Consider the following 20,362-nt stretch of genomic DNA (forward strand, 5'->3'; position numbering starts at 1 on the left):
CCGGCCTGGGTGGCCCTGTCCAACCCAGGTCGGCGTGAACATCACCCGGTCGGAGCAATATCGGCGCCCCTGCGGATGCGGGGAGGGTGCCGGGCGGGGAGCCTCCAGATAACTGGAGGTACACGATGGGCTCACTGAAGGTCACTCTCTGTGCGGGCGCCGCGGTGCTCGCCGCGCTCACCCCGGCGGCGTACGCGGCGGACGGGGGCGGAGTCTCGGTGTCCCCTTCCTCGCCCGCACCCGGCGCCGACGTGTCGCTGACCGTGCACGGCTGCGCCGGCGGCACCGCCACCGCAGTCTCCGCCGCCTTCGTCGCCGACGCCCACCTGGCCGGCGCCGGCGGCACCCTCGGCGGCGAGACCAAGGTCCGCTCCTCCGTGACGCCCGGCGCATACGACGTGAAGGTCACCTGCGCCGACCGCACGGTCAAGGGCAAGGTGACCGTCGTCGCGCGCGGCGGGCACACGGCCCCTCCCACGCACGAACCGCCGGCGTCCGCCCCCGCCTCCCCGATCGCCCCCGTCCCCGCGGGCGGCGGCGGCACCGCACAGCTCACCGCCGAGAGCACCGCACGCCTCACCGCCGCCGACGCCCACACCCACGGGCCCGGCATCGCGCACGCCGTCATGGGCCTGGTGCTGGCCGGCGTCGCCGCGGCCGCAGTGGGCGCGCGCGGCGTCGCCCGCCGGAGCCGCAGGACCCACTGACCATGGCGGACACCGCACGCTCCTCCGGCACCGCGCGCCTGGTCATGGGCGTGACCTGGGTGGTCCTGCTGCTGGGGCTCTGGCTGTGGGGGATGAAGGTCACCGACGTACGGCAGGGTATGTCCGCGCCGACCACCGGTGACATGGCCGCCGCCGGCCGCCCGCCGCTGGCCGAGCTGCCCCCGGCCGCCCGGCCGCTCAAGGGGGCCGCGCCGCAGCGCATCGACATCCCCGACCTGGGCGTGCAGGCGCCGGTCGTGGGGCGCGGCCTGGACGCCGCGGGCGCCATCGACCCGCCGCCGTTCGACCAGGCCGCGGTGGTCGGCTGGTACGCGGGCGGGGCGGCGCCGGGCGCGGCCGGGACCGCGCTGATGGTCGGGCACGTCGACACCGAGACGAAACCGGCCGTCTTCTACAAGCTCAGCACGCTCAAGCCGGGCCGCACCGTCCGCGTCGTGCGCGCCGACGGCCACGTCGCCGAGTTCACCGTCGACGACGTCGAGGTCCTGCCCCGCGACCACTTCGACGCCCACCGCGCCTACGGCCCCCGCCAGCCGGGGCGCGCGGAGCTGCGGCTGATCACCTGCGGCGGCACCTTCGACCGGGCGAGCCGCAGCTACACGGCCAACGTGATCGTGTCCGCCTATCTGACGGGCACCCCGCTGTAACAGCTCGCCGACGGTCCGTCCGGAGGACCTCGTGGGCGCTGCGGGTCGTATGCCAGGAGTGATCCCAGCCCGAGGAGGCCGACCCGTTCTGGGTGATGCCGGACGGCACCGCCGCCCGGCAGGTCGCGGGCTACCGGCCGACGGCTTCGCAAGTGCCGTGTATGCGCGCCCCGTTGCCCGTCCAGGGTTCTCTGGGGCTCAGCATGATCGCAAGATGCGGAACGCCCGTAGGGCTGCGGAACGAAACAAGGCCCCTCGCCGAAGCGAGGGGCCTTGCCGTCGGTGCGCCGCCAGGGACTCGAACCCCGGACCCGCTGATTAAGAGTCAGCTGCTCTAACCAACTGAGCTAGCGGCGCCTGCTGACGTCGACAACTCTACAGGACACGCGGGGGTGCCTCTGACCGCACGTGTCGTGGCCGTTATGTCATGAAATGGGAAAGTCGTACATCATTCGGACCGTCACCATGCGCTTCAGTAAGACGGTTGGGAAACTGATCAGCGTGTACAGGCCTGGACAAAACGGACCGGAGTGTGAGGCGGATCGCATGAACAGTCCGGTATTCGAGGAAATCGATCCCGCGAGCGACTGCGGCTGCCCCGGCTGCGCCCGGCTGCACCGGCCCGCCCCGCCGTCCTCCCCGACCCCTGGCCCCGCCGCACACCGTGCGGTGATCGTCGCGGCCGCCGCCTCCACCGCGCTCGCCGCGAGCGGTGCCGCACCGGCCCTCGCCACCCCGCACACCCCCACCCGGCCCGGCGTTCCCGCAGGTGACGAGCCGCAGACCCCGCAGGGCGGCAAGGCCCCGCTGCACGGCCCGGCCGGCGCTCCGGCGACGCCCGCCGCCCCGGTGCAGCTGCCGCCGATCAGCCGTACGGAGATCATCAACCGCGCCAAGGTGTGGGTGGCGGCCCAGGTGCCCTACAGCATGTACGCCTACTGGTCGGACGGGTACCGGCAGGACTGCTCGGGCTTCGTGTCGATGGCCTGGCACCTGCCCGGCAACGAGTGGACCGGCAGCCTCGGCCAGTTCGCCGACCGGATCACCAAGGAGGAGCTCCAGCCCGGCGACATCCTGCTGTTCCACAACACCGCCGACCCCGAGCAGGGGTCCCATGTGGTGATCTTCGGCGGCTGGACGGACTACACGCACACCTACTACATCGCCTACGAGCAGACCCGCCCCACCACCCGCCGCCAGGCCACCCCCTACCCGTACTGGAGCAACGCCTCCTCCTATCTGCCGTACCGCTACAAGGGCGTCACCGACGGCGCGGCCGGCGCTCCGGCGGGCAGCGGGGGCACCCAGAAGGACGCCGCCGCGTTCCCCGGCGCGGGCTCCTTCGGACCCGGCGCGAACAACGCCCACGTCACCCGGCTCGGCCAGTGGCTCGTCGAGCGCGGCGGCGCCCGCTTCTACACCTCCGGCCCAGGGCCCGTGTGGACGGACGCCGACCGCCGGGCCACCCAGGCCTTCCAGCGGGCGCAGGGCTGGACCGGCACCGGGGCGGACGGCCTGCCGGGCCCGAAGACCTGGGCGCTGCTGGTCTCCGGCACGGGCAAGGACATCCCGCCCGCGGGGACCCAGGGACCGGCGAAGCCGACACCACCGGCGACGCCCGCCCCGCCCGCCGCCCTCCCGTCCTTCCCCGGCCCCGGCGCCTTCCGCCCGGGCGCGAACAACGCCCATGTCACCGAGCTCGGCCGCCGGCTGGTGAAGAAGGGCTTCGGCAGGTTCTACACGAGCGGCCCCGGTCCGCGCTGGAGCGAGGCGGACCGCAGAGCCGTAGAGGCCTTCCAGCTCGCCCAGGGCTGGCGGGGCCCGGCCGCCGACGGCTACCCCGGCCCGGAGACCTGGCGACGGCTCTTCCGGTGACATCACCCATCCGCAGTGGTTGGAGGCATGCATTGAGTACGGCCACGACGCCCGAGTCGGAGGGGAGTGCGGACGCCGCCGCGTCCCGCCCGCCCCGGCTGATCCAGAACGAGGCCACCGCCGAGATCCCCGTCCACCTTCTCTTCCGCGACGACCCCGATCCGCAGCCGGTGCCGGTGCGCCCCACCGTCGTGGCGCGCCGCCAGGGCACCGGCGAGCAGCCGCGCGTCCGCCGGCCGGCCCCGAGGGTGCCGCGCCCCGCGGTGCCGGAGGTCGACCCGGAGCTGGTGGAGCGGCGGGCGCGGGCGCTGCCCGGCGCCGTGGGAGTGCTCGCCGGGATGTGCGGGCTGGCCGGGTGCGTGGCCGCCTCCTGGTGGGCGGGGCTGGTACCGCGGCTCGCCGTCCGGGCGCTGCACCTGCCGGCGACGCCGGACGCCGGGCTCGGGCCGGCGCAGTGGGCGCTGTACGCGGGGGCGGGCGCGCTCGCCCTGTTCGGCTTCGGCGGCCTGGCGCGCGGACGCACCGGACGGGCCTGGGTGCTCGGCCTGTTCGGCCGCTACCGGGGCACGGTCCGGCGCACCGGCCTGCTGTGGGTCAACCCGCTGCTGCTGCGCCGCGGTGTGGACGTGCGGCTGCGGCACTGGCGCAGCGAGCCGATGCCGGCCGCCGACGCCAGCGGGGTGGCGCTGCGGGTGGTCACCCTGGTGGTGTGGCGGGTACGGGACACCGCGCGGGCGGCGCTCGGCGTGGAGGACCACGAGACGTTTCTGCGCGAGTGCGTCGAGGCGGCGCTCACCCGGGTGCCGGTGGAGGTGCCCGGCGCCGGCCGCGCCCCGGTGGAGACGAGCGGGGACGCGCTGACCCGCTCGGTCGCCGCGGACGTGGCGCCGGTGGGCCTGGAGGTGTTCTCGGTACGGCCGCTGCGGGTGGAGTACGCCCCGGAGGTGGCCGCCGTGATGCAGCGCCGGAGGATCGCCGTGCTGGAGGCCGAGCACCGGGCGAGCGTGATCGGTTCGGTCGTGGACTCGGTGGAGGACACGGTGACCCGGCTGACCGTGCGCGGCCTGGTGGCGCTGGACGACTACGAGCGCAAGGCGCTGGTGAAGGACCTCACGGTGGCGTTCTGCGCGGGGCACGGGGAGGGGTAGACGCGCGCCGTGGGCCGGGCCGTTCCGGGCGTGCGATTGGTATGGACATGTTCAACGGTCGCCAATAACCTCGAACTTGGTCTAGACCTACCTGCACGGCTCACTGAACTCCCCACATCCCAGGAGCGGCAGCATGCGCACAAGGACCAAGCTCTACGCCGCCGTGGTGGGGCTGGCCACGACCGGAGCGATCGCGCTCTCCTCCGGCGGGGCCAGCAGCCACGGCTACACCGATCTGCCCGTCAGCCGGCAGAAGGTCTGCCAGCTCGGCACCGTCACGAACTGCGGCGACATCCAGTGGGAGCCGCAGAGCGTGGAGGGCCCCAAGGGCTTCCCCGCCGCCGGACCGGCCGACGGCCGGCTGTGCTCGGGCGGCAACACCCGCTTCGCCCAGCTGGACAGCCCGCGCACCCCGTCGGGCGGCGCCTGGCCCACCACCAGGGTGACGGGCGGCCAGAGCTACACCTTCCGGTGGCAGTTCACCGCGATGCACGCCACGACCGACTTCAAGTACTACGTCACCAAGCCGGGCTGGAACCAGGACCACAACCTGACCCGCGCCGACCTCGACCTCACCCCGTTCCTCACCGTCCCCTACGGCGGTCAGCGCCCGCCGTCCACCCTCTCCCACAGTGGCACCCTGCCGTCCGGCCTCAGCGGCCACCACGTGATCCTCGCGGTCTGGACCGTCGCGGACACGGGCAACGCGTTCTACGCTTGCTCGGACGTCACGTTCTGATCTCCGCCGGCTGACCCAACGCCGAAGGGCCCCCGCTTTCGCGAGGGCCCTTCTTCTGTGCGCCGCCAGGGACTCGAACCCCGGACCCGCTGATTAAGAGTCAGCTGCTCTAACCAACTGAGCTAGCGGCGCATGACTCCCACCGACCGCTTCACCAGGCGTTTTCCTGGCCCCGCGGGCGGCGACGAAGAAAATAGTACCTGGTTTTCCGGGGTGCTCGTGACCACCCCGCACGGCGCCGCAGGCCTAGATCGTCAGCGACAGGAGCAACGGGGCGGCGCTCCGGCTCAGGGCGTCCGCTGCCGTGCGCAGGCGGTGGGCGTGTTCCACCGGCATCGACAGCGCCAGGCATCCCACCGAGGAGCCGGCGGTGATCGGCACGGCCGCGCAGACCGTGCCGACCGCGTACTCCTGCAGGTCGAGCACCGGCACCGTCGGCGGCTGCGCCTCCAGGCGGGAGAGCAGCAGCTTGTCGCTGGTGATCGTGCGCGAGGTGAGGCGGGCCATCTTGTGCCGGGAGAGGTGGTCGCGGCGGCCGTTGTGGTCGAGCTGCGTCAGCAGGCTCTTGCCGACCGCGTGGGCGTGCGCGGACTCCCGGAAGTCCACCCACTCGTTGACCGGGGGAGCGCCCGGCCCGGCGGCGTACTGGGTGATCCGCACCTCGCCGTCCACGTACCGGCTGATGTAGACCGCTGCCCGCACCGAGTCGCGCAGCCGGTCCAGGGTGCGCTGGAGGTGGGCCCGCAGCGCCTCCTCCCGCCCCTGGGCGGAGCCCAGCCGGGCGAGCGCGTCACCGGCCGTGTACGCACCGCCGGTGATCTGCTCGATGTATCCCTCGCGGCGCAGCATCCGCAGCAGCGGGGTCAGTCGCTCGGTGGTGAGGCCGGTGAGGCGGGCTATCCGGGCGTCGGTGACGCCGGCGGTGTGCCGGGCCACGGTCTCCAGCACGCGCAGGGCGTCCTGTGCCGCGTGGTACGGCGCGGTCGGCTCGTTCATCAGCGCCACGGTGTCTCCCCCTGCGGTCGCTTTCAGGCCGTGATCCGAAACCCGGACCCCCTCCACCATAACGGGCAAGCGTCCTGCGTGGAGGGGGCGTTGGCGAGGTCGCACCGCTCTCAACTGCGGCATCGACGCGCTGGCATATGTCCGGGTCATGACCCAGGGTCGAGACCTGGGGTGTTGGCGCGCGTACGGCGCGCAGTCACAGCACGGCGCTCAGGAATTCCCGCGTGCGCTCCTGCGCGGGGTCGTTGAAGATCTTCTCCGGAGGCCCCGCCTCCACGATCCGGCCCGCGTCGAACATCAGCACCTGGTCCGAGATGTCCCGCGCGAAGTTCATCTCGTGGGTCACGCACAGCATCGTGATGTCCGTGCTGCGCGCGATGTCCCGCAGCAGATCCAGCACCCCGGCCACCAGCTCCGGGTCCAGCGCCGACGTCACCTCGTCCAGCAGCAGCACCTTCGGCCGCATCGCCAGGGCCCGCGCGATCGCCACCCGCTGCTGCTGCCCGCCGGACAGCCGGGTCGGGCGCGCGTCGCACTTGTCGGCCAGGCCCACCAGGTCCAGCAGCTCCCGGGCCCGCTCCTCCGCCTCGTCCTTCGACAGGCCGAGCACGGTGACCGGCGCCTCCGTGATGTTCCGGAGCACGCTCATGTTCGGGAACAGGTTGAACTGCTGGAAGACCATGCCGATCTTCTTGCGCGCCTCCCGGCACTGCCGCTCGCTCGCCGGGAACAGCCGGTCCCCGTCGACGGTGATCGTGCCCTCGTCGGGCTTGGTGAGCGTCATCAGCAGTCTGAGGATCGTCGTCTTGCCGGAGCCGGACGGCCCGATCAGCGTGACGTGCTTGCCGGCCTCCACGGAGAAGTCCAGGTGGTCCAGGACGGTGTTGTCCCCGAACCGCTTGGTGACCTGCTCCAGGCGCACCAGCGGAGCGACATCGGCGGGCGGTGCGGTCGGCTGCTTGCTGGTGTCAACGGACAAGGCGTCGCTCCAGGGTGCGAAGGAGAAGGGAGGCCAGATAGGAGATGACGATGAAGGCGGCGCCGATCACCGTGAGCGGCTCGGTGAACTGGAAGTGCTGCTGCGAGTACAGCCGCGCCTGCCCGAGCATCTCCAGCACGGTGATCACCATCAGCATCGGCGTGTCCTTGAGCATGGCGATCACGTAGTTGCCGAGTGCGGGCACCACCCGGCGCACCGCCTGCGGCAGGATCACCACCGTCCAGGTGCGGTGCACCGGCAGGCTCAGCGCGGTCGCCGCCTCCCACTGCCCGGGCGGCACCGCCTCGATGCCGGCCCGGTAGACCTGCATGGTGTACGTCGAGTAGTGCAGGCCGATCGCGACGACGCCGGTGGCCAGGGCCGACATCGTCACGCCCCACTCGGGCAGCACATAGAAGAGGAAGAACAGCTGCACCAGCAGCGGGGTGTCCCGGACGAACTCCGTGACCACCCCCACCGGCCAGCGCACCCAACGCGTCGGCGTGCGCATCAGCAGCGCCCACACCAGGCCCAGCGCGAACGAGATCAGCGAGCCGAGCACCAACGCCTGCAAGGTCACCAGCAGGCCGTCCCAGAAGTGCGGCATGAAACCGCTGACGGCACTCCAGTCCCAGGTCACGAGACACCAGCTCCCTCAGGCACCCGCACCGGGTCCGCCTTCTTCTCCGGCGCCCGGCCGACCCCGGCCTTCAGCCGCTTCTCCAGCCCCCGCATCCCACGGGTGAGCAGGAACGCGATCACGAAGTAGATCAGCAGCACATACGTGTAGATCTCCGCGCTCTCCTGCAACGCCAGGCGGACCAGATTGCCGCTGAACGCCAGGTCGCCCATGCCCATCACCGACACCAGCGCCGTGCCCTTGAGCAGTTCGATCAGAAGATTGCTGAACGGCGGGATCATCTCCGGAACCGCCTGCGGCAGCAGGATCTTGCGCATCCGCTGCCCCGGCGTGAAGCCGAGCGCGATACCGCCCTCCCGCTGCGCCGGATCGACGGCCTTCAGCGCCCCGCGCACGATCTCCGCGCCGTACGCGCCATAGGTCAGACCGAGCGCCAGCGTGCCCGCCCACAGCGGCACCAGCTGCCAGCCGAAGGCCGGCGGCAGCACGAAGAACACCCAGAAGATCATCACCAGCGCGGAGGTCCCACGGAAGACCTCCGTGTAGAAGCCCGCGAGGAAGCGGACGATCCACAGCCGGTGGGTGCGCGCGACACCGACGACGAACGCCACCGCCGCGCCCAGCAGCGCGCTGCACACCAGCAGCTGGAGCGTGACCCACACGCCCTTGAGTACGAGTTCCCACAGTCCCGAGGTCATCCGCCGCACAGCTCCTTCGCGGTCAGATCGGTCATCTCGGAGCGCGTGAAACCGAACGGCCGCAGGATGCGGAGCAGTTCGCCGCTCTTCTTCAGCTTGTGCAGCTCGGTGTTGAAGGCGTCGCGCAGCCCGGTCTCGGTCGGCCGGAACGCGAACGCGCCGCCGTCGATGTGCGGTTTGCCCTTCACCAGCGGCGCGAACGGCTTGGTCGCCTCCGCCTTGGCCGACTTCTTCACCACGTCACGGACGGTCACAGCCGTTCCCGCGAACACGTCCACACGGCCCGCCTCCACCGCGTTCAGCCCCGCGACCTGGTCCGGGACGATGAGGATGTCGCTCTCCTTGTAGCCCGCCTCGACCGCGTACTGGATCTCCGCATAACCGGTGCCGGTCGCGAACTTCGCCTTCTTCGCGACGATGTCCCGGTAGGTGTGGAGGCCCTTGGGATTTCCCTTGCGGACGATGAAGGAATCGAGCATCTGGTAGTCGGGATCGGCGAAGATCACCTGCGCGCAGCGCTCGGGATTGACATACATGCCGGCGGCCACGACATCGAACTGCTGGGAATTCAGCCCGGGTATGAGCGAGCCGAACTCGGTCGGCACGGGCTGCACCTTGTCCACCCCGAGCCGCTTGAAGATCACCCTGGCCAGTTCCGGTGCCTCACCGGTCAGTTCACCGCTCTTGTCGATGTATCCGAAGGGAATCTCCCCGGCGATCCCGAGCCGTACCACGCCCTGCGCGCGCAGCCGGTCGAGCAGGTCACCGCCCTTCTTCGTGGACGCGGTCGCCACCCGCGAGCAGCCCGCGGCACCCAGAGCGCCGACCGCCGCCACCCCCGCGAGCAGCGACCGGCGAGTGGGTCCGGATGTGTGTGCGCCATGTCTTGCATGACCGTGTGGTGGAGCCATGGCGGCGCTGCTACCCAACTGAACGCAACGCATGCACCATGGATTGCATGGCCGATCGCTACCTCGAAGTGTCCCTGGTCAAGCGTCAAATCCACTGCACCGCAAAGCTGCTGGACGATCGCGCACCCGTCACCTGCGCCGCGGTGTGGAACGCGCTGCCGCTGTCCGGCGACGTCTACCACGCCAAATACGCCCGCAACGAGATCTACGCGCTTTTCCCGCCCTTCGCCGCGACCGAACCACCCCTGGAAAACCCGACGGTCACCCCGATTCCCGGAGATCTCTGCTATTTCTCCTTCGCGGGAGCCGAACTGGGCACCAACGCCTACGGCTACGACCGTGAGGTGGGTGCCGGCACCACCGTCGTCGACCTGGCCCTGTTCTACGAACGCAACAACCTGCTGCTGAACGGCGACGTGGGCTGGGTGCCCGGGATCGTCTGGGGCCAGGTCGTGGACGGCCTGGACGCCATGGCCGAGGCGTGCAACGACCTGTGGCGCACCGGCGCGGCGGGCGAGACGCTCAGCTTCCGGCGGCTGTGAGACCCGCGGCGCCCGCCTCGTACAGGGCGTGCGCCGCCCGCAGCACCAGGTCGTCGCGGTGCCGGGCGGCCACGATCTGCAGCCCCACCGGCAGCCCGTCCGCGTCCACGCCCACCGGGACGGACGCGGCGGGCTGCTGGGTCAGGTTGAACGGATAGGTGAACGGCGTCCACCCCGTCCAGCGCTTCAGCCCCGACCCGCCCGGCACCTCCGCACCCGCCTCGAACGCCGTCAGCGGCAGCGTGGGCGTCAGCAGCAGGTCGTACGACTCGTGGAAGCGGCCCATGCGCCGCCCCAGGTCCATCCGCACGTCCACGGCGGCCAGATACTCCAGCGCCGAAAGCCGGGCCCCGGCCGCGCAGATCTCCCGCAGTCCCGCGTCCAGCAACTCACGCTGACGCGGCCTCAGCTGCTGCACCACCCGGGCCGCGCCCGCGAACCACAGGGCGTGGAAGGCGTCCACCGGGTCGGCCTCGTCCGGGTCGGTCTCCTCGACGTACGCGCCGAGACCCGCCAGCCGCTCCACCGCGCGCCGCACCGCCGACGCGACCGCCGGCTGCACCGCGACCTGCCCGCCCAGCGACGGCGAGTACGCCACCCGCAGCCCGCGCACCCCCTCGCCGAGCACCTCCGTGTACGACAGCCCGGCCGGGCCCAGCGCCGACCAGTCCCGGGCGTCCGGCGCGCCGATCACGTCCAGCAGGAGCGCCGCGTCCGCCGCGGTCCGGGTCATCGGGCCGACGTGCGCCAGCGTGCCGAAGGCGCTCGCCGGGAACAGCGGCACCCGGCCGTACGTCGGCTTCAGCCCGAAGATCCCGCAGAACGCCGCCGGGATGCGCACACTGCCGCCGCCGTCCGTGCCCAGCGACAGCGGCCCCGCGCCGAGCGCCACCGCGGCCGCGCTGCCGCCGCTGGAACCGCCGGCCGTACGGGACGGATCGTGCGGGTTGCGGGTGATCCCGGACAGCGGGGAATCCGTCACGCCCTTCCAGCCGAACTCGGGCGTGGTCGTCTTGCCGGCGAACACCGCCCCGTGCTCACGCAGCCGGGCCACCGACGGGGCGTCCTCCTCCCACGTCCCCGCCGGGTCGACGGTGCGGGAGCCGCGCAGGGTGGGGTGGCCGCGCAGCAGCAGGATGTCCTTGACGGTCACCGGCACCCCGTCCAGCAGCCCGGCCGGCTCCCCGCGCCGCCACCGCCCGGCCGACGCCCGCGCCTGCTCCAAGGCGTCCTCGGGCAGCAGACGGACGAACGCGTTCACCTCCGGCTGGATCCGCTCGGCCCGCTCCAGCACCGCGCGGGTCACCTCGACGGGGTCGAACTCGCCCTTGCGGTAGCCCTCCACGAGCTCGGTCGCGGTCAGTGCGGTGAGTTCCGTCATGCACAGCCTCCCAGAGGCATCGGTGGGCAGGGGCGTCAGTGGCCGGGGACGTATCCGCGCTGCTTGTCGACGACGTTGGGCAGCGGCCGGCCCGCCGCCCAGCGCTCGTACAGGTCCACGAACTGCGCGCCCAGTTCGTCGCGCCAGCCGATCGTGTCGCCGCTCATGTGCGGGGAGACGATCAGGTCCCGCACCCGCCACAGCGGGCTGCCGGCGGGCAGCGGTTCCTGCGCGAAGACATCCAGCGCGGCCCCCGCGATCCAGCGTTTGGCCAGCGCCTCGGCGAGGGCCTCCTCGTCCACCAGCGGCCCGCGGCCGACGTTGACGAAACACGCCGACGGCTGCATCACGCCGAAGCGGCGCGCGTCGAACATGCCCCGCGTCTGCTCCGTCAGTGGCGCCGCGCAGATCACCCAGTCGGCGCGGGACAGGAGGCGGTCCAGCTCGTCGGGGCCGTGCACACCGGTGCGCGGGGTGCGGCCGACGAGCGCGGTGGTGATGCCGAGCGCCTTCAGCAGCCGTACGACGGCCCGCCCGATCGGCCCGGAGCCGACCACGCACGCGCGCGTGCCGGCCACCCGCCGCGACTCCCGGTGCCGCCACTCCCGCTGCTGCTGCAACCGCACCGTCCGCGGCAGATCCTTGGCCATCGCCAGGACGAGCGCGGCGACGTACTCGGCGATCGGCTGGTCGAAGACACCGCGCGCGTTGGTCACGACGGTGTCCGACTGCACGAGTTGCGGGCACATCAGATGGTCGACGCCCGCGCTCGCCGTGTGCACCCAGCGCGGCCGCGCCCCCTCGCCGGGCCAGGCGTCCCGTACGGCGGTGGAGGTGAAGTCCCACACCAGCAGTACGTCCGCATCGGGCAGCCGCGCGGCGAGGCCGTCGGCGTCGGTGTGCACGATCCGCGCCCGGCCGGTGAGACGGCCGAGGCGGGGCGGGGGGTCGGCGTCGAGGACGAGGAGCGTGGGCGGGGCGGTGGTCATGCAGGGGCCGTTTCTCCGGGGACCGGGCGATGATCTGGCGTCTGACATGCGCGGTTTGACCACGCTCGCACCGGAACCTACCGTCGTCAACAGGGCCACGCGTACGATCCGTTGCCCTGTCGTCTCCCACCGTGAGGCGGTGCCCTTGTTGGAGGCCATGTTTCTGGGCGGCCCCCGCCCGCAGCGCGGTGTCGGTGTCGTCGCGCCCTTCGACTTCGCGCTCGACCGGGAGTTGTGGCGCTGGACGCCGGACGAGGTGTCGCTGCACCTGACCCGCACGCCCTATGTGCCGGTCGAGGTCAGCCTGGATCTCGCCCGGCTGGTCAGCGAGCACGAGACGCTCACCGACGCCGTGCGCACCCTGATCGCCGTGCATCCCGAGGTCCTCGCCTACGCCTGCACCTCCGGCAGTTTCGTCGGCGGGACGGCCGGGGAGCGCGCGATGTGCGAGGCGATGACCGGGGCGGGCGCGGTGCCGTCCGTGACGACGTCCGGGGCGCTGCTGGAGGCGCTCGCCGAGCTGGGCGTGCGACGGGTGGCGCTGGTGACGCCGTACACGGAGTCGGTGACGCGGTCGCTGCGGGCGTACGTCGCGCAGGCCGGGGTCGTGGTGACGGGGTGCGTGTACATGGGGCTGACCCGGCACATCTGGAAGGTGCCGTACCGGGACGTGGTGGAGATGGCCCGGCGGGCGGTCGGCACACCGGGCGCGGCCGGGGAACCCCAGGCGCTGTTCCTGTCCTGCACCAACCTGCCGACGTACGACGTGATCCCGCAGCTGGAGGCGGAACTGCGCATCCCGGTGATCTCGGCCAACCAAGTCACGATGTGGGCGGCACTGCGTCGGCTGGGTACCCGCGCGGTAGGGCCGTACCAGGCGCTGACCGACGACTCGGCACGCGCGTGGCCCGCCGTACTGCCGGACGGACCGCAGGAACAGCAGGAAGGGCGAACATGACCGCACTCGGATTCCTCTACCCGGGTCACTCGGCCGAGGACGACTATCCGCGCATCGAGCAGCTCCTGGGCAGTGACATCCGGGTGGACGTCGTCCACACGGACATCGGCGAGGACGCGCACCGTGTGGACGCGCTGCGGCGGATGGGCGAGGCGGAGCGTCTCACGGCGGGCGTGGAGGAGCTGCGGCTGGCCGGCGTGGAGTCGGTGGTGTGGGCGTGCACCAGCGGCAGCTTCGTGTACGGCTGGGAGGGCGCCCACGAGCAGGTGCGCGGGCTGGCCCGGGCGGCCGGGACGCCGGCCTCCTCGACCTCGTTCGCCTTCGTGAACGCGGTACGGGAGATCGGCGCGCGCACGGTCGCCGTGGGGGCGACGTACCCGGAGGACGTGGCGGAGCTGTTCGCCGGCTTCCTGCGGGCGGCCGGTGTGGAGGTCACCGGGGTGCGCAGCTCGGGGATCGTCACGGCGGCGGAGGTCGGTACGTGGGGTGAGGCGGAGGTGCTGGCCCTGGCCCGGGCCGCGGACCACCCCGACGCACAGGCGGTTCTCCTGCCGGACACGGCCCTGCACACGGCGGCGCACGTCCCGGCCCTGGAGAAGGAACTGGGCAAGCCCGTCCTCACGGCGAACCCGGTCACGGTGTGGGAGGGGCTGCGGCTGACCGACCGCCGGGTCAACGCTCCCTCGCTGGGGTTCCTGTTCCTGCGGGAGCCGATCGTCCAGGCCTGACGGGGGCTCCGCCGGTTTCGCGGGACGGTCGGGCAGGAGGTGCCGCCACGGGGCTTTGCCCCGGGCCTCGGGGGTGTTTGCCTCGGTCGGGCAGAGGTGCCGTCACGGGGCTTTGCCCCGGACCCCGGGGGGTTTCCCACCCACCCACCCGTCTCGCTTGGGCAGGAGGTGCCGCCACGGGGCTCCGCCCCGGACCCCGGGGGTGTTTGCCTCGGTCGGGCAGGAAGTGCCGTCACGGGGCTTTGCCCCGGGCCCCGGGAGGTTTCCCACCCACCCACCCGTCTCGCTTGGGCAGGAGGTGCCGCCACGGGGCTCCGCCCCGGACCCCGGGGGGGTGTTTGCCTCGGTCGGGCAGAGGTGCCGTCACGGGGCTGCGCCCCGGGCCCCGGGAGGTTTCCCACCCACCCACCCACCCGTCTCGGTCGGGCAGGAGGTGCCGCCACGGGGCTCCGCCCCGGACCCCGCCGGGGCTTCGCCCTCGGACCCCGAACCCCCGGACCCCGATCCCCCGGACCACCGGCCCCCGGACCTGCGAGCCTCCGGCCTCCCGGACCCCGGCCTCCCGGCCTCCCGGCCTCCCGGGCCCCGGGCCACGGCCCCGGGCCACGGCCCCGGGCCACGGACCCCGGGCCCGGCACCGGGAGCTTCGCTCCGGGCCGCCGGGCCCCGTGCACCCCCGACCTTGCCATTTGGCTCCGCCCCCGACCCCGCCATGGGGCTGCGCCCCAAGGCGTACGGGGTAGGCCCGCCCCCCGGGCCTACCCCGCCGATCACCCCGCCCGGCAGCGCACCCCCACCCCATGCCGCCCGGGGCGCGGCACACCCCGCCCCGCCAAGCCGACCCACCCAAGCCGCCCCACCCACCCCCGCAGGGAATAACCGGAGACCCCCTCCTGTTAGCCCAGCGGCAGCGCACCCGTACACGCAGGAGGACCCACCGTGGCCGTATCCGAGAAGTCCGGTGACGAGATCCGGGGCACGGCGCGGGGGACCGCCGCCGTTCCGCTCTCCGTGCTGGACCTGGTCACCGTGGGGGCCGGGCGGACCGCCTCCGACGCGTTGGCGACCAGCGTGGAGCTGGTGCGGCTCGCCGAGGCGCGCGGGTTCCACCGGTACTGGGTCGCCGAGCATCACTCCATGCCCGGTGTCGCCTCCTCCTCGCCCGCGGTGATCCTCGCCCACCTCGCCGCCCACACCGACCGCATCCGGCTCGGCTCGGGCGGCGTCATGCTGCCCAACCACGCACCGCTCGTCATCGCCGAGCAGTTCGGCACGCTGGAGGCCATGGCGCCGGGGCGGATCGACCTCGGGCTCGGCCGGGCGCCCGGCACCGACGGGGCCACCGCGGCGGCCCTGCGCCGTACCGACCGGCTCGACGAAGGCGCCGACGACTTCCCGCAGCAGCTCGCCGAGCTGACCCGGTTCCTCGACGACGACTTCCCCGACGGGCACCCGTACCGCAGGATCCACGCCGTGCCGGGGCCGGTGCAGGCCACCTCGCCCGGTGGTGTGCAGTCGCCCCACCGGCCGCCGATCTGGCTGCTCGGATCCTCCGGGTTCAGCGCCCGGCTGGCCGGCGTGCTCGGTCTGCCGTTCGCGTTCGCACACCACTTCTCCGCGCAGAACACCCTCCCGGCCCTCGACCTGTACCGCGAGTCCTTCCGGGCGTCCGACATCCTGGACGAGCCCTACGCCCTGATCGGCGTCGCCGCGCTCGCCACCGAGGACGAGAAGGAGGCCCGGCGCCAGGTGCGGGCCGCCGCGCTGAACATGGTCCGGCTGCGCACCGGGCGGCCCGGGCTCGTGCCTACGCCTGAGGAGGCCGAGGCCTATGAGTTCAGCCCCATGGAGGAGGAGTTCGTCACCTTCTGGAACGCCAACGTCGTCCACGGCACGCCCGACGAGGTGCGAACCGGGCTCGACGATCTCCACAAGCGCACGGGCGCGGACGAGCTCATGATCACCGGCAACGCGCACAGCGGGGATGTGCGCCTGCGGTCGTACGAACTGATCGCCGACGCCTACGGTTTCACGACCACGTCCGGCTGAACCCCCGGCGTCGCCAGCAGCGCGGAGATACGATCCGGCGGCACCGGGCGGGAGTACAGCCACCCCTGCCCGGTGTCGCAGCCGATCAGGCGGAGGCGGTCGGCCTGCGCGGACGTCTCCACGCACTCGGCGGTCACCGTGAGCCCGAGCCGGTGCGCGAGCTGGATCATCGCCTCGACGATGACCTCGTCGGCGGGGCTCGGATGCGCGGCGGGGTCGTCGTAACGGAAGCCGCGGACGAAGGAGCCGTCCAGCTTCAGGACCTTCACCGGCAGCCGGGACAGATACGCCAGGTTCGAGTAGCCGGTGCCGAAGTCGTCGATGGCGATCTGCACGCCCATGTCGCTCAGCGCCTTCAGCGTCTGCAGCGGGCGGCCCGCCGAGCCCATCACCGCCGACTCCGTCAGCTCCAGTTGCAGCAGATGCGGCGCCAGGCCCGTCTCGGCCAGCGTCTGCGCCACGTCCGCCACCAGGTCGGAGTCCCACACCTGACGGACCGCCACATTGACGCTGACGAACAGCGGCGGCTCGTCGGGGTTCTCCAGCTGCCAGCGACGGGCCTGCCGGCACGCGGTGGTGAGGATCCAGCGGCCGAGCGGCACGATCGAACCGTCCTCCTCCGCCAGCCCGACGAACCGATTCGGCGGCAGCAGGCCGAACTGCGGATGGTTCCAGCGGACCAGGGCCTCCACCCCGTGCAGCCGGCCGTCGGCCATGCCCACCAGCGGCTGGTAGTCGAGCACGAACTCCCCGCGCTCGATGGCCGGCCGGAGCGTGGAGGCCAGGGCCTGGCGGGTCATCAGGTGCGCGTTGCGCTCGGGGTCGAACAGTGTCCAGCGGTCCTTGCCGTCCGCCTTCGCCCAGTACAGCGTCGTGTCGGCCGCCTGCATCAGCCCGGTCGCCGTCGTCCCCGCCGCCTGCCGTTCCACCACGCCGATCGACGCCGATACCGACAGCCGCTGACCCGCGAGCTCGAAGGGCTCCTGCAGCGCCTTCAGGGCCGACTCGGCGAGGTCCGCGAGCTGCTCGGTGCCGGTCGAGTCCTCCACCAGCAGCGCGAACTCGTCGCCGCCCAGCCGCGCCACCAGCGGCGTACTCGCGCGGCCGTGGCCGGCCGTGTCGGCGCAGCGGGTCAGGCGCTCGGCGACGGCGGCGAGCAGCCGGTCGCCGACGCGGTGGCCGAGGGTGTCGTTGACCGCCTTGAACCCGTCCAGGTCCAGGTAGCACAGGCCGATCCGGCCGGTCCCGCCCGTCTCGTACGATTCCGTCCCCAGCGCGGCCGACTCCAGCGCCGCCGACAGCCGTTCGAAGAACAGCGTGCGGTTGGGCAGCCGGGTCACCGGGTCGTGCATCTGCAAGTGCCGCAGCTGCGCCTGGAGTTCACGGCGGGCGCTGATGTCGGCGACCGACAGCAGCGCGCCCTCCTCACCGGCCGGCAGCGGGGAGACGGTGACCTGCGCCCACAGCGAGTGGCCGTCGGGATGCTTCAGCCGGCGGGTGCAGCGCAGCCGGTCGCGGCGGCCGTCGAGCACCTCGCGGTAGGCGTGCCGGGTTCGCGTGTCGGAGCCGAGGTCGAGCAGATCCGACGCGAGCCGGCCGGTGAGGCCCGCCCGGTCGCCGCCGAGCAGCTCCCCGAGGGTGTCGTTGGCGTCGACGACCAGGCCCGCGCGGTCGACGACGGCCATGGCGAGCGGGGCGGCCGCGAAGGCGGAGCGGTAGGGGGGCTCCGCACGGGCAGGGGTGGGGCTGTCACTCTCTGTAACGACGGACCCGTCGGCATCTGCCGCAGGTGTCGACCCTTCGGACGTTCCGCTCACCGCTCGCTCCCGCAGTGCACTCGATCGCTGTCCGCGCAGGAAAGTGTGCCGATCATAGAGGCTGGCCCCGGGCGGTACCAGCCATGGCTCGTTCCCGGGCGGTCCGCGAGGGCTCCCCGACCGATGGCGGATCGTTTCTGTTCGCAGGTGGGCGGCCTGCGCAGGCCCCCGACCGAATGTGACGTTCCGTGAACGCTTCGGGGGTGTCGGCCTGACGGGCGCTCACTCGTCCGGGTCAGATAAACAGGGCATACGGCAACGAACCCGACCAGGCTGGGTGCGGCGTCCCGAGAACCGCATCCGGAGGTCCCCTTGTCGCGTCAGCTCACCCTGCGAAGACTGGGCCGAAGAACCCGCAGGGGCCTCAAGTCGGCGTTGGAGCCGCCCCGGCTGCGCAGTACCGCCGCCGTGTTCACCATCATGTCGGCGCTCGCCGCGACCTCGCTGCTCAGCGCCCCTTCGGTCGCCGAGCCCTTCTCCACCGAGCCCTGCACCCTCCAGCGCACCGACGCCCACCACTCCGAGGGCGTGGACACCTGGAACGCCGCCTACCCACGGCCCACCCGCGCCCTCAACGCGGTGATGGTCTTCCTGTCGTTCCCCGACGCCACCCCCCTGACCACCCCCGCCGAACTGACCGCCGACCACTTCCCGGCCACCAGCGACTTCTTCCGCCGCGCCTCCTACGGCCGCTTCACCCTGACCCCCCACCCGATGCGGCACTGGATCCGCATGCCCCGGCCGTCCACGACGTACCGCATACAGCGTGACTGGAGCGCCGGCCTGCGCGCCCTGTACCTGCGCGACGCCCTGCGGGCCGCCGACGACCAGGTCGACTTCTCCCGCTACGACGTCGTGTACTTCGTCGCCGACCCGGACGCCCCCGGCGTCGACTCCGACGCCACCAAGGTCGTCAACCTCGACACCCCGCTCAGGGCGGACGGTACGGACATCCGCCGTGTGGTGACGGTCTTCGAGCGGCACCCACCGGACCGGCTGGTGCTCGCCCACGAGACCGGGCACGTCTTCGACCTGCCCGACCTCTACCACCGCCCCGCCGACGGCAAGGGCGACTGGGACACCTATGTCGGCGACTGGGACATGATGGGCAGTCAGTTCGGTCTGGCGCCGGACCTGTTCGGCTGGCACAAGTGGAAGCTCGGCTGGCTGGATCCGCGCCAGGTGGTGTGCGTGCAGCGCCCGACCCGGCTCAGCCTGGAGCCGCTCGCCGCCGGGCCCGGGGTCCCCGTCCCGGGCGCCGCGGGCGCGCCCGCCTTCGGGCTCGGCACAGGGGCCAAGCTCGCCGTCGTGCGCACCGGCCCCGACAGTGCGCTCGCCTTCGAGGTGCGCGACCCCGTCGGCAACGACGGCGCGGCCTGCCGGGCCGGGGTGCTCGTGTACCGGGTGCACTCCACCACGGAGTCCGGGCGCGGGCCCATCGAGGTGATCGACGCCCACCCGCACACCGAGGCCTGCTGGGAGAACTCCGTCTACCCGGCGCTCGCCGACGCCCCGGTCTCCCTCGGCGAGAGCTTCACGGTCCCCGGGGACGGGGTACGGGTGGAGGTGGAGAGCCGCACCCCGTCGGGGGCGTGGACGGTGACGATCACGCCGGGGGCGCCTGGGTGATCCCTTGGATGCAGAAGAAGGCCCCTCGCCTTCGCGAGGGGCCTTCCCGTCGGGGGTGTGGGTGGCGGAACCCCCACCGCGCGCGGCGAAGCCGCGCAGAAACGACGATGGCGGGTCCTGTTCGCGCTTTCTGCGAACAAAACCCGCCATCGTCATCGTGCGCCGCCAGGGACTCGAACCCCGGACCCGCTGATTAAGAGTCAGCTGCTCTAACCAACTGAGCTAGCGGCGCCTGCTGACGTCGTAGACCTTAGCATCCACGTCGGCGGGAGGTGAAATCGAAATCCGCACCGCCGCGCGGGCCGCCCGCACCGCCGCCCACAGCAGGATTTCCGGTCCCGGCAGCCATGGGTGACGGGTGTCGGGGGCGACCAGCCAGCGGGCCGCGGAGGTGCCCGGCGCGGTCGCGGACACCGGCGGCACGGTCACCGCGTCACCGGTCCCGTGGCAGATCAGCGGGGGAATCCCGTCGGTACGGCCCGTACGGTCGCTGCCCGACCCCCACTCCTCCCACTCCAGCAGCGACGGCAGCCGCTGGGCGGTGCCGGGCGCGGCGAAGAGCAGCATCCGGCCCCGGAGGACGGCCACCGGGCCGGAACCCGGTCCCTCGTCCCAGAGCCGGTCGAGCATGCGGCGCCCGAACAGCGCGGGGGTGCCGACGACGTCGAAGGCGGTACCGCAGGGAAGGACGACGGGGGCGTCCGGCTGCTCCTCCCACAGGGCGAGGGTGCTGCGCGGGTAGGTACCCGCCGAGGCCAGCCAGCTGGCGCCGTCATGGGTGACATGACACGTGCTGCTCATGTCTCCCAGGTCTACCGGGCGTGAGCGCGCGCTTCCACAGGGTTGCGGGAAATCGGGACAGGGGGCACTTGGAGGGGGTATCTTGCCCGCTTCCCGCC

Annotated in this window: 19 protein-coding genes and 3 tRNA genes; 10 read left to right on the forward strand and 12 right to left on the reverse strand. The window is 72.6% G+C overall.

Annotated features, from left to right (window positions below; genetic code table 11):
* Nucleotides 1-125 precede the first annotated feature (125 nt).
* Nucleotides 126-707 carry a hypothetical protein gene (locus ACF1GV_RS00730; protein WP_391676643.1) on the forward strand — a complete coding sequence of 194 codons (582 nt, stop codon included), beginning with the start codon at nt 126-128 and terminating at the stop codon, nt 705-707.
* Nucleotides 708-709: 2 nt separating this feature from the next.
* Nucleotides 710-1,375, forward strand: coding sequence for a class F sortase (locus tag ACF1GV_RS00735; RefSeq protein WP_391676645.1), 666 nt, complete (start codon nt 710-712; stop codon nt 1,373-1,375).
* 283 nt (nt 1,376-1,658) lie between these two features.
* Here the strand turns inward: ACF1GV_RS00735 and ACF1GV_RS00740 are convergent.
* Nucleotides 1,659-1,732: transfer RNA gene (locus ACF1GV_RS00740), tRNA-Lys, on the reverse strand.
* Nucleotides 1,733-1,921: 189 nt separating this feature from the next.
* Between ACF1GV_RS00740 and ACF1GV_RS00745 the strand changes: the two genes are divergently transcribed.
* The 3 genes from ACF1GV_RS00745 to ACF1GV_RS00755 all read left to right on the forward strand — a co-directional run bounded on the left by ACF1GV_RS00745 (nt 1,922) and on the right by ACF1GV_RS00755 (nt 5,137).
* Nucleotides 1,922-3,250, forward strand: a complete 1,329-nt coding sequence (locus tag ACF1GV_RS00745; RefSeq protein WP_391676647.1) for a peptidoglycan-binding protein — start codon at nt 1,922-1,924, stop codon at nt 3,248-3,250.
* A gap of 32 nt (nt 3,251-3,282) precedes the next feature.
* Nucleotides 3,283-4,398, forward strand: a complete 1,116-nt coding sequence (locus ACF1GV_RS00750; RefSeq protein ID WP_391676649.1) for an SPFH domain-containing protein — start codon at nt 3,283-3,285, stop codon at nt 4,396-4,398.
* A 133-nt stretch (nt 4,399-4,531) separates the two neighbouring features.
* Complete coding sequence (locus ACF1GV_RS00755; RefSeq protein ID WP_391676650.1) at nt 4,532-5,137, forward strand: lytic polysaccharide monooxygenase; 606 nt, start codon at nt 4,532-4,534, stop codon at nt 5,135-5,137.
* Between the two features lie 58 nt (nt 5,138-5,195).
* On the opposite strand, the gene ACF1GV_RS00760 is transcribed toward ACF1GV_RS00755, so the two are convergent.
* From ACF1GV_RS00760 to ehuB, 6 genes are all read right to left on the reverse strand, one after another.
* Nucleotides 5,196-5,269 (reverse strand) — tRNA-Lys (locus ACF1GV_RS00760).
* Nucleotides 5,270-5,383: 114 nt separating this feature from the next.
* Entirely contained in the window at nt 5,384-6,142 is a 759-nt protein-coding gene (locus ACF1GV_RS00765; protein ID WP_391676651.1) for an IclR family transcriptional regulator, read from the reverse strand.
* 196 nt (nt 6,143-6,338) lie between these two features.
* Entirely contained in the window at nt 6,339-7,121 is a 783-nt protein-coding gene (ehuA, locus tag ACF1GV_RS00770) for an ectoine/hydroxyectoine ABC transporter ATP-binding protein EhuA (protein WP_391676652.1), read from the reverse strand.
* Nucleotides 7,111-7,761: an ectoine/hydroxyectoine ABC transporter permease subunit EhuD gene (ehuD, locus tag ACF1GV_RS00775; protein WP_391676654.1), complete on the reverse strand. Its 651-nt coding sequence runs from the start codon at nt 7,759-7,761 to the stop codon at nt 7,111-7,113. Before ehuD ends, ehuA begins: the two co-directional genes overlap by 11 nt.
* Entirely contained in the window at nt 7,758-8,459 is a 702-nt protein-coding gene (gene ehuC, locus ACF1GV_RS00780) for an ectoine/hydroxyectoine ABC transporter permease subunit EhuC (RefSeq protein ID WP_363267333.1), read from the reverse strand. Before ehuC ends, ehuD begins: the two co-directional genes overlap by 4 nt.
* On the reverse strand, nt 8,456-9,370 hold the full coding sequence (gene ehuB / locus ACF1GV_RS00785) for an ectoine/hydroxyectoine ABC transporter substrate-binding protein EhuB (protein ID WP_391676657.1): 915 nt from the start codon (nt 9,368-9,370) through the stop codon (nt 8,456-8,458). Before ehuB ends, ehuC begins: the two co-directional genes overlap by 4 nt.
* A 47-nt stretch (nt 9,371-9,417) precedes the next feature.
* On the opposite strand from ehuB, the gene ACF1GV_RS00790 reads away from it, so the two are divergent.
* Nucleotides 9,418-9,912 (forward strand): DUF3830 family protein, encoded by a 495-nt coding sequence (locus ACF1GV_RS00790; protein ID WP_391676658.1) that lies wholly within the window; start codon nt 9,418-9,420, stop codon nt 9,910-9,912.
* On the opposite strand, the gene ACF1GV_RS00795 is transcribed toward ACF1GV_RS00790, so the two are convergent.
* Both ACF1GV_RS00795 and ACF1GV_RS00800 read right to left on the reverse strand, forming a co-directional pair.
* Entirely contained in the window at nt 9,893-11,293 is a 1,401-nt protein-coding gene (locus ACF1GV_RS00795) for an amidase (protein ID WP_391676660.1), read from the reverse strand. The two genes, ACF1GV_RS00790 and ACF1GV_RS00795, sit on opposite strands and share 20 nt — an antisense overlap.
* Nucleotides 11,294-11,328: 35 nt before the next feature.
* Nucleotides 11,329-12,282, reverse strand: coding sequence for a D-2-hydroxyacid dehydrogenase (locus ACF1GV_RS00800; protein WP_391676661.1), 954 nt, complete (start codon nt 12,280-12,282; stop codon nt 11,329-11,331).
* A gap of 148 nt (nt 12,283-12,430) precedes the next feature.
* Between ACF1GV_RS00800 and ACF1GV_RS00805 the strand changes: the two genes are divergently transcribed.
* The 3 genes from ACF1GV_RS00805 to ACF1GV_RS00815 all read left to right on the forward strand — a co-directional run bounded on the left by ACF1GV_RS00805 (nt 12,431) and on the right by ACF1GV_RS00815 (nt 16,017).
* Complete coding sequence (locus ACF1GV_RS00805; RefSeq protein WP_391678428.1) at nt 12,431-13,240, forward strand: decarboxylase; 810 nt, start codon at nt 12,431-12,433, stop codon at nt 13,238-13,240.
* Nucleotides 13,237-13,968, forward strand: a complete 732-nt coding sequence (locus tag ACF1GV_RS00810) for a decarboxylase (RefSeq protein ID WP_391676663.1) — start codon at nt 13,237-13,239, stop codon at nt 13,966-13,968. Before ACF1GV_RS00805 ends, ACF1GV_RS00810 begins: the two co-directional genes overlap by 4 nt.
* A 939-nt stretch (nt 13,969-14,907) precedes the next feature.
* Nucleotides 14,908-16,017, forward strand: coding sequence for an LLM class flavin-dependent oxidoreductase (locus tag ACF1GV_RS00815; RefSeq protein WP_391676664.1), 1,110 nt, complete (start codon nt 14,908-14,910; stop codon nt 16,015-16,017).
* On the opposite strand, the gene ACF1GV_RS00820 is transcribed toward ACF1GV_RS00815, so the two are convergent.
* Nucleotides 15,990-17,834, reverse strand: coding sequence for a putative bifunctional diguanylate cyclase/phosphodiesterase (locus ACF1GV_RS00820; RefSeq protein WP_391676666.1), 1,845 nt, complete (start codon nt 17,832-17,834; stop codon nt 15,990-15,992). The genes ACF1GV_RS00815 and ACF1GV_RS00820 overlap by 28 nt on opposite strands.
* Before the next feature lie 420 nt (nt 17,835-18,254).
* Here ACF1GV_RS00820 and ACF1GV_RS00825 point away from each other — a divergent pair, with 420 nt between their 5' ends.
* On the forward strand, nt 18,255-19,463 hold the full coding sequence (locus ACF1GV_RS00825; RefSeq protein WP_391678429.1) for a M6 family metalloprotease domain-containing protein: 1,209 nt from the start codon (nt 18,255-18,257) through the stop codon (nt 19,461-19,463).
* 158 nt (nt 19,464-19,621) lie between these two features.
* Here the strand turns inward: ACF1GV_RS00825 and ACF1GV_RS00830 are convergent.
* Nucleotides 19,622-19,695 (reverse strand) — tRNA-Lys (locus ACF1GV_RS00830).
* Nucleotides 19,686-20,264 (reverse strand): bifunctional DNA primase/polymerase, encoded by a 579-nt coding sequence (locus tag ACF1GV_RS00835; RefSeq protein WP_391676668.1) that lies wholly within the window; start codon nt 20,262-20,264, stop codon nt 19,686-19,688. Before ACF1GV_RS00835 ends, ACF1GV_RS00830 begins: the two co-directional genes overlap by 10 nt.
* Between the last annotated feature and the right edge of the window lie 98 nt (nt 20,265-20,362).

Source organism: Streptomyces sp. NPDC014006, assembly GCF_043088925.1.
Lineage (GTDB): Bacteria > Actinomycetota > Actinomycetes > Streptomycetales > Streptomycetaceae > Streptomyces.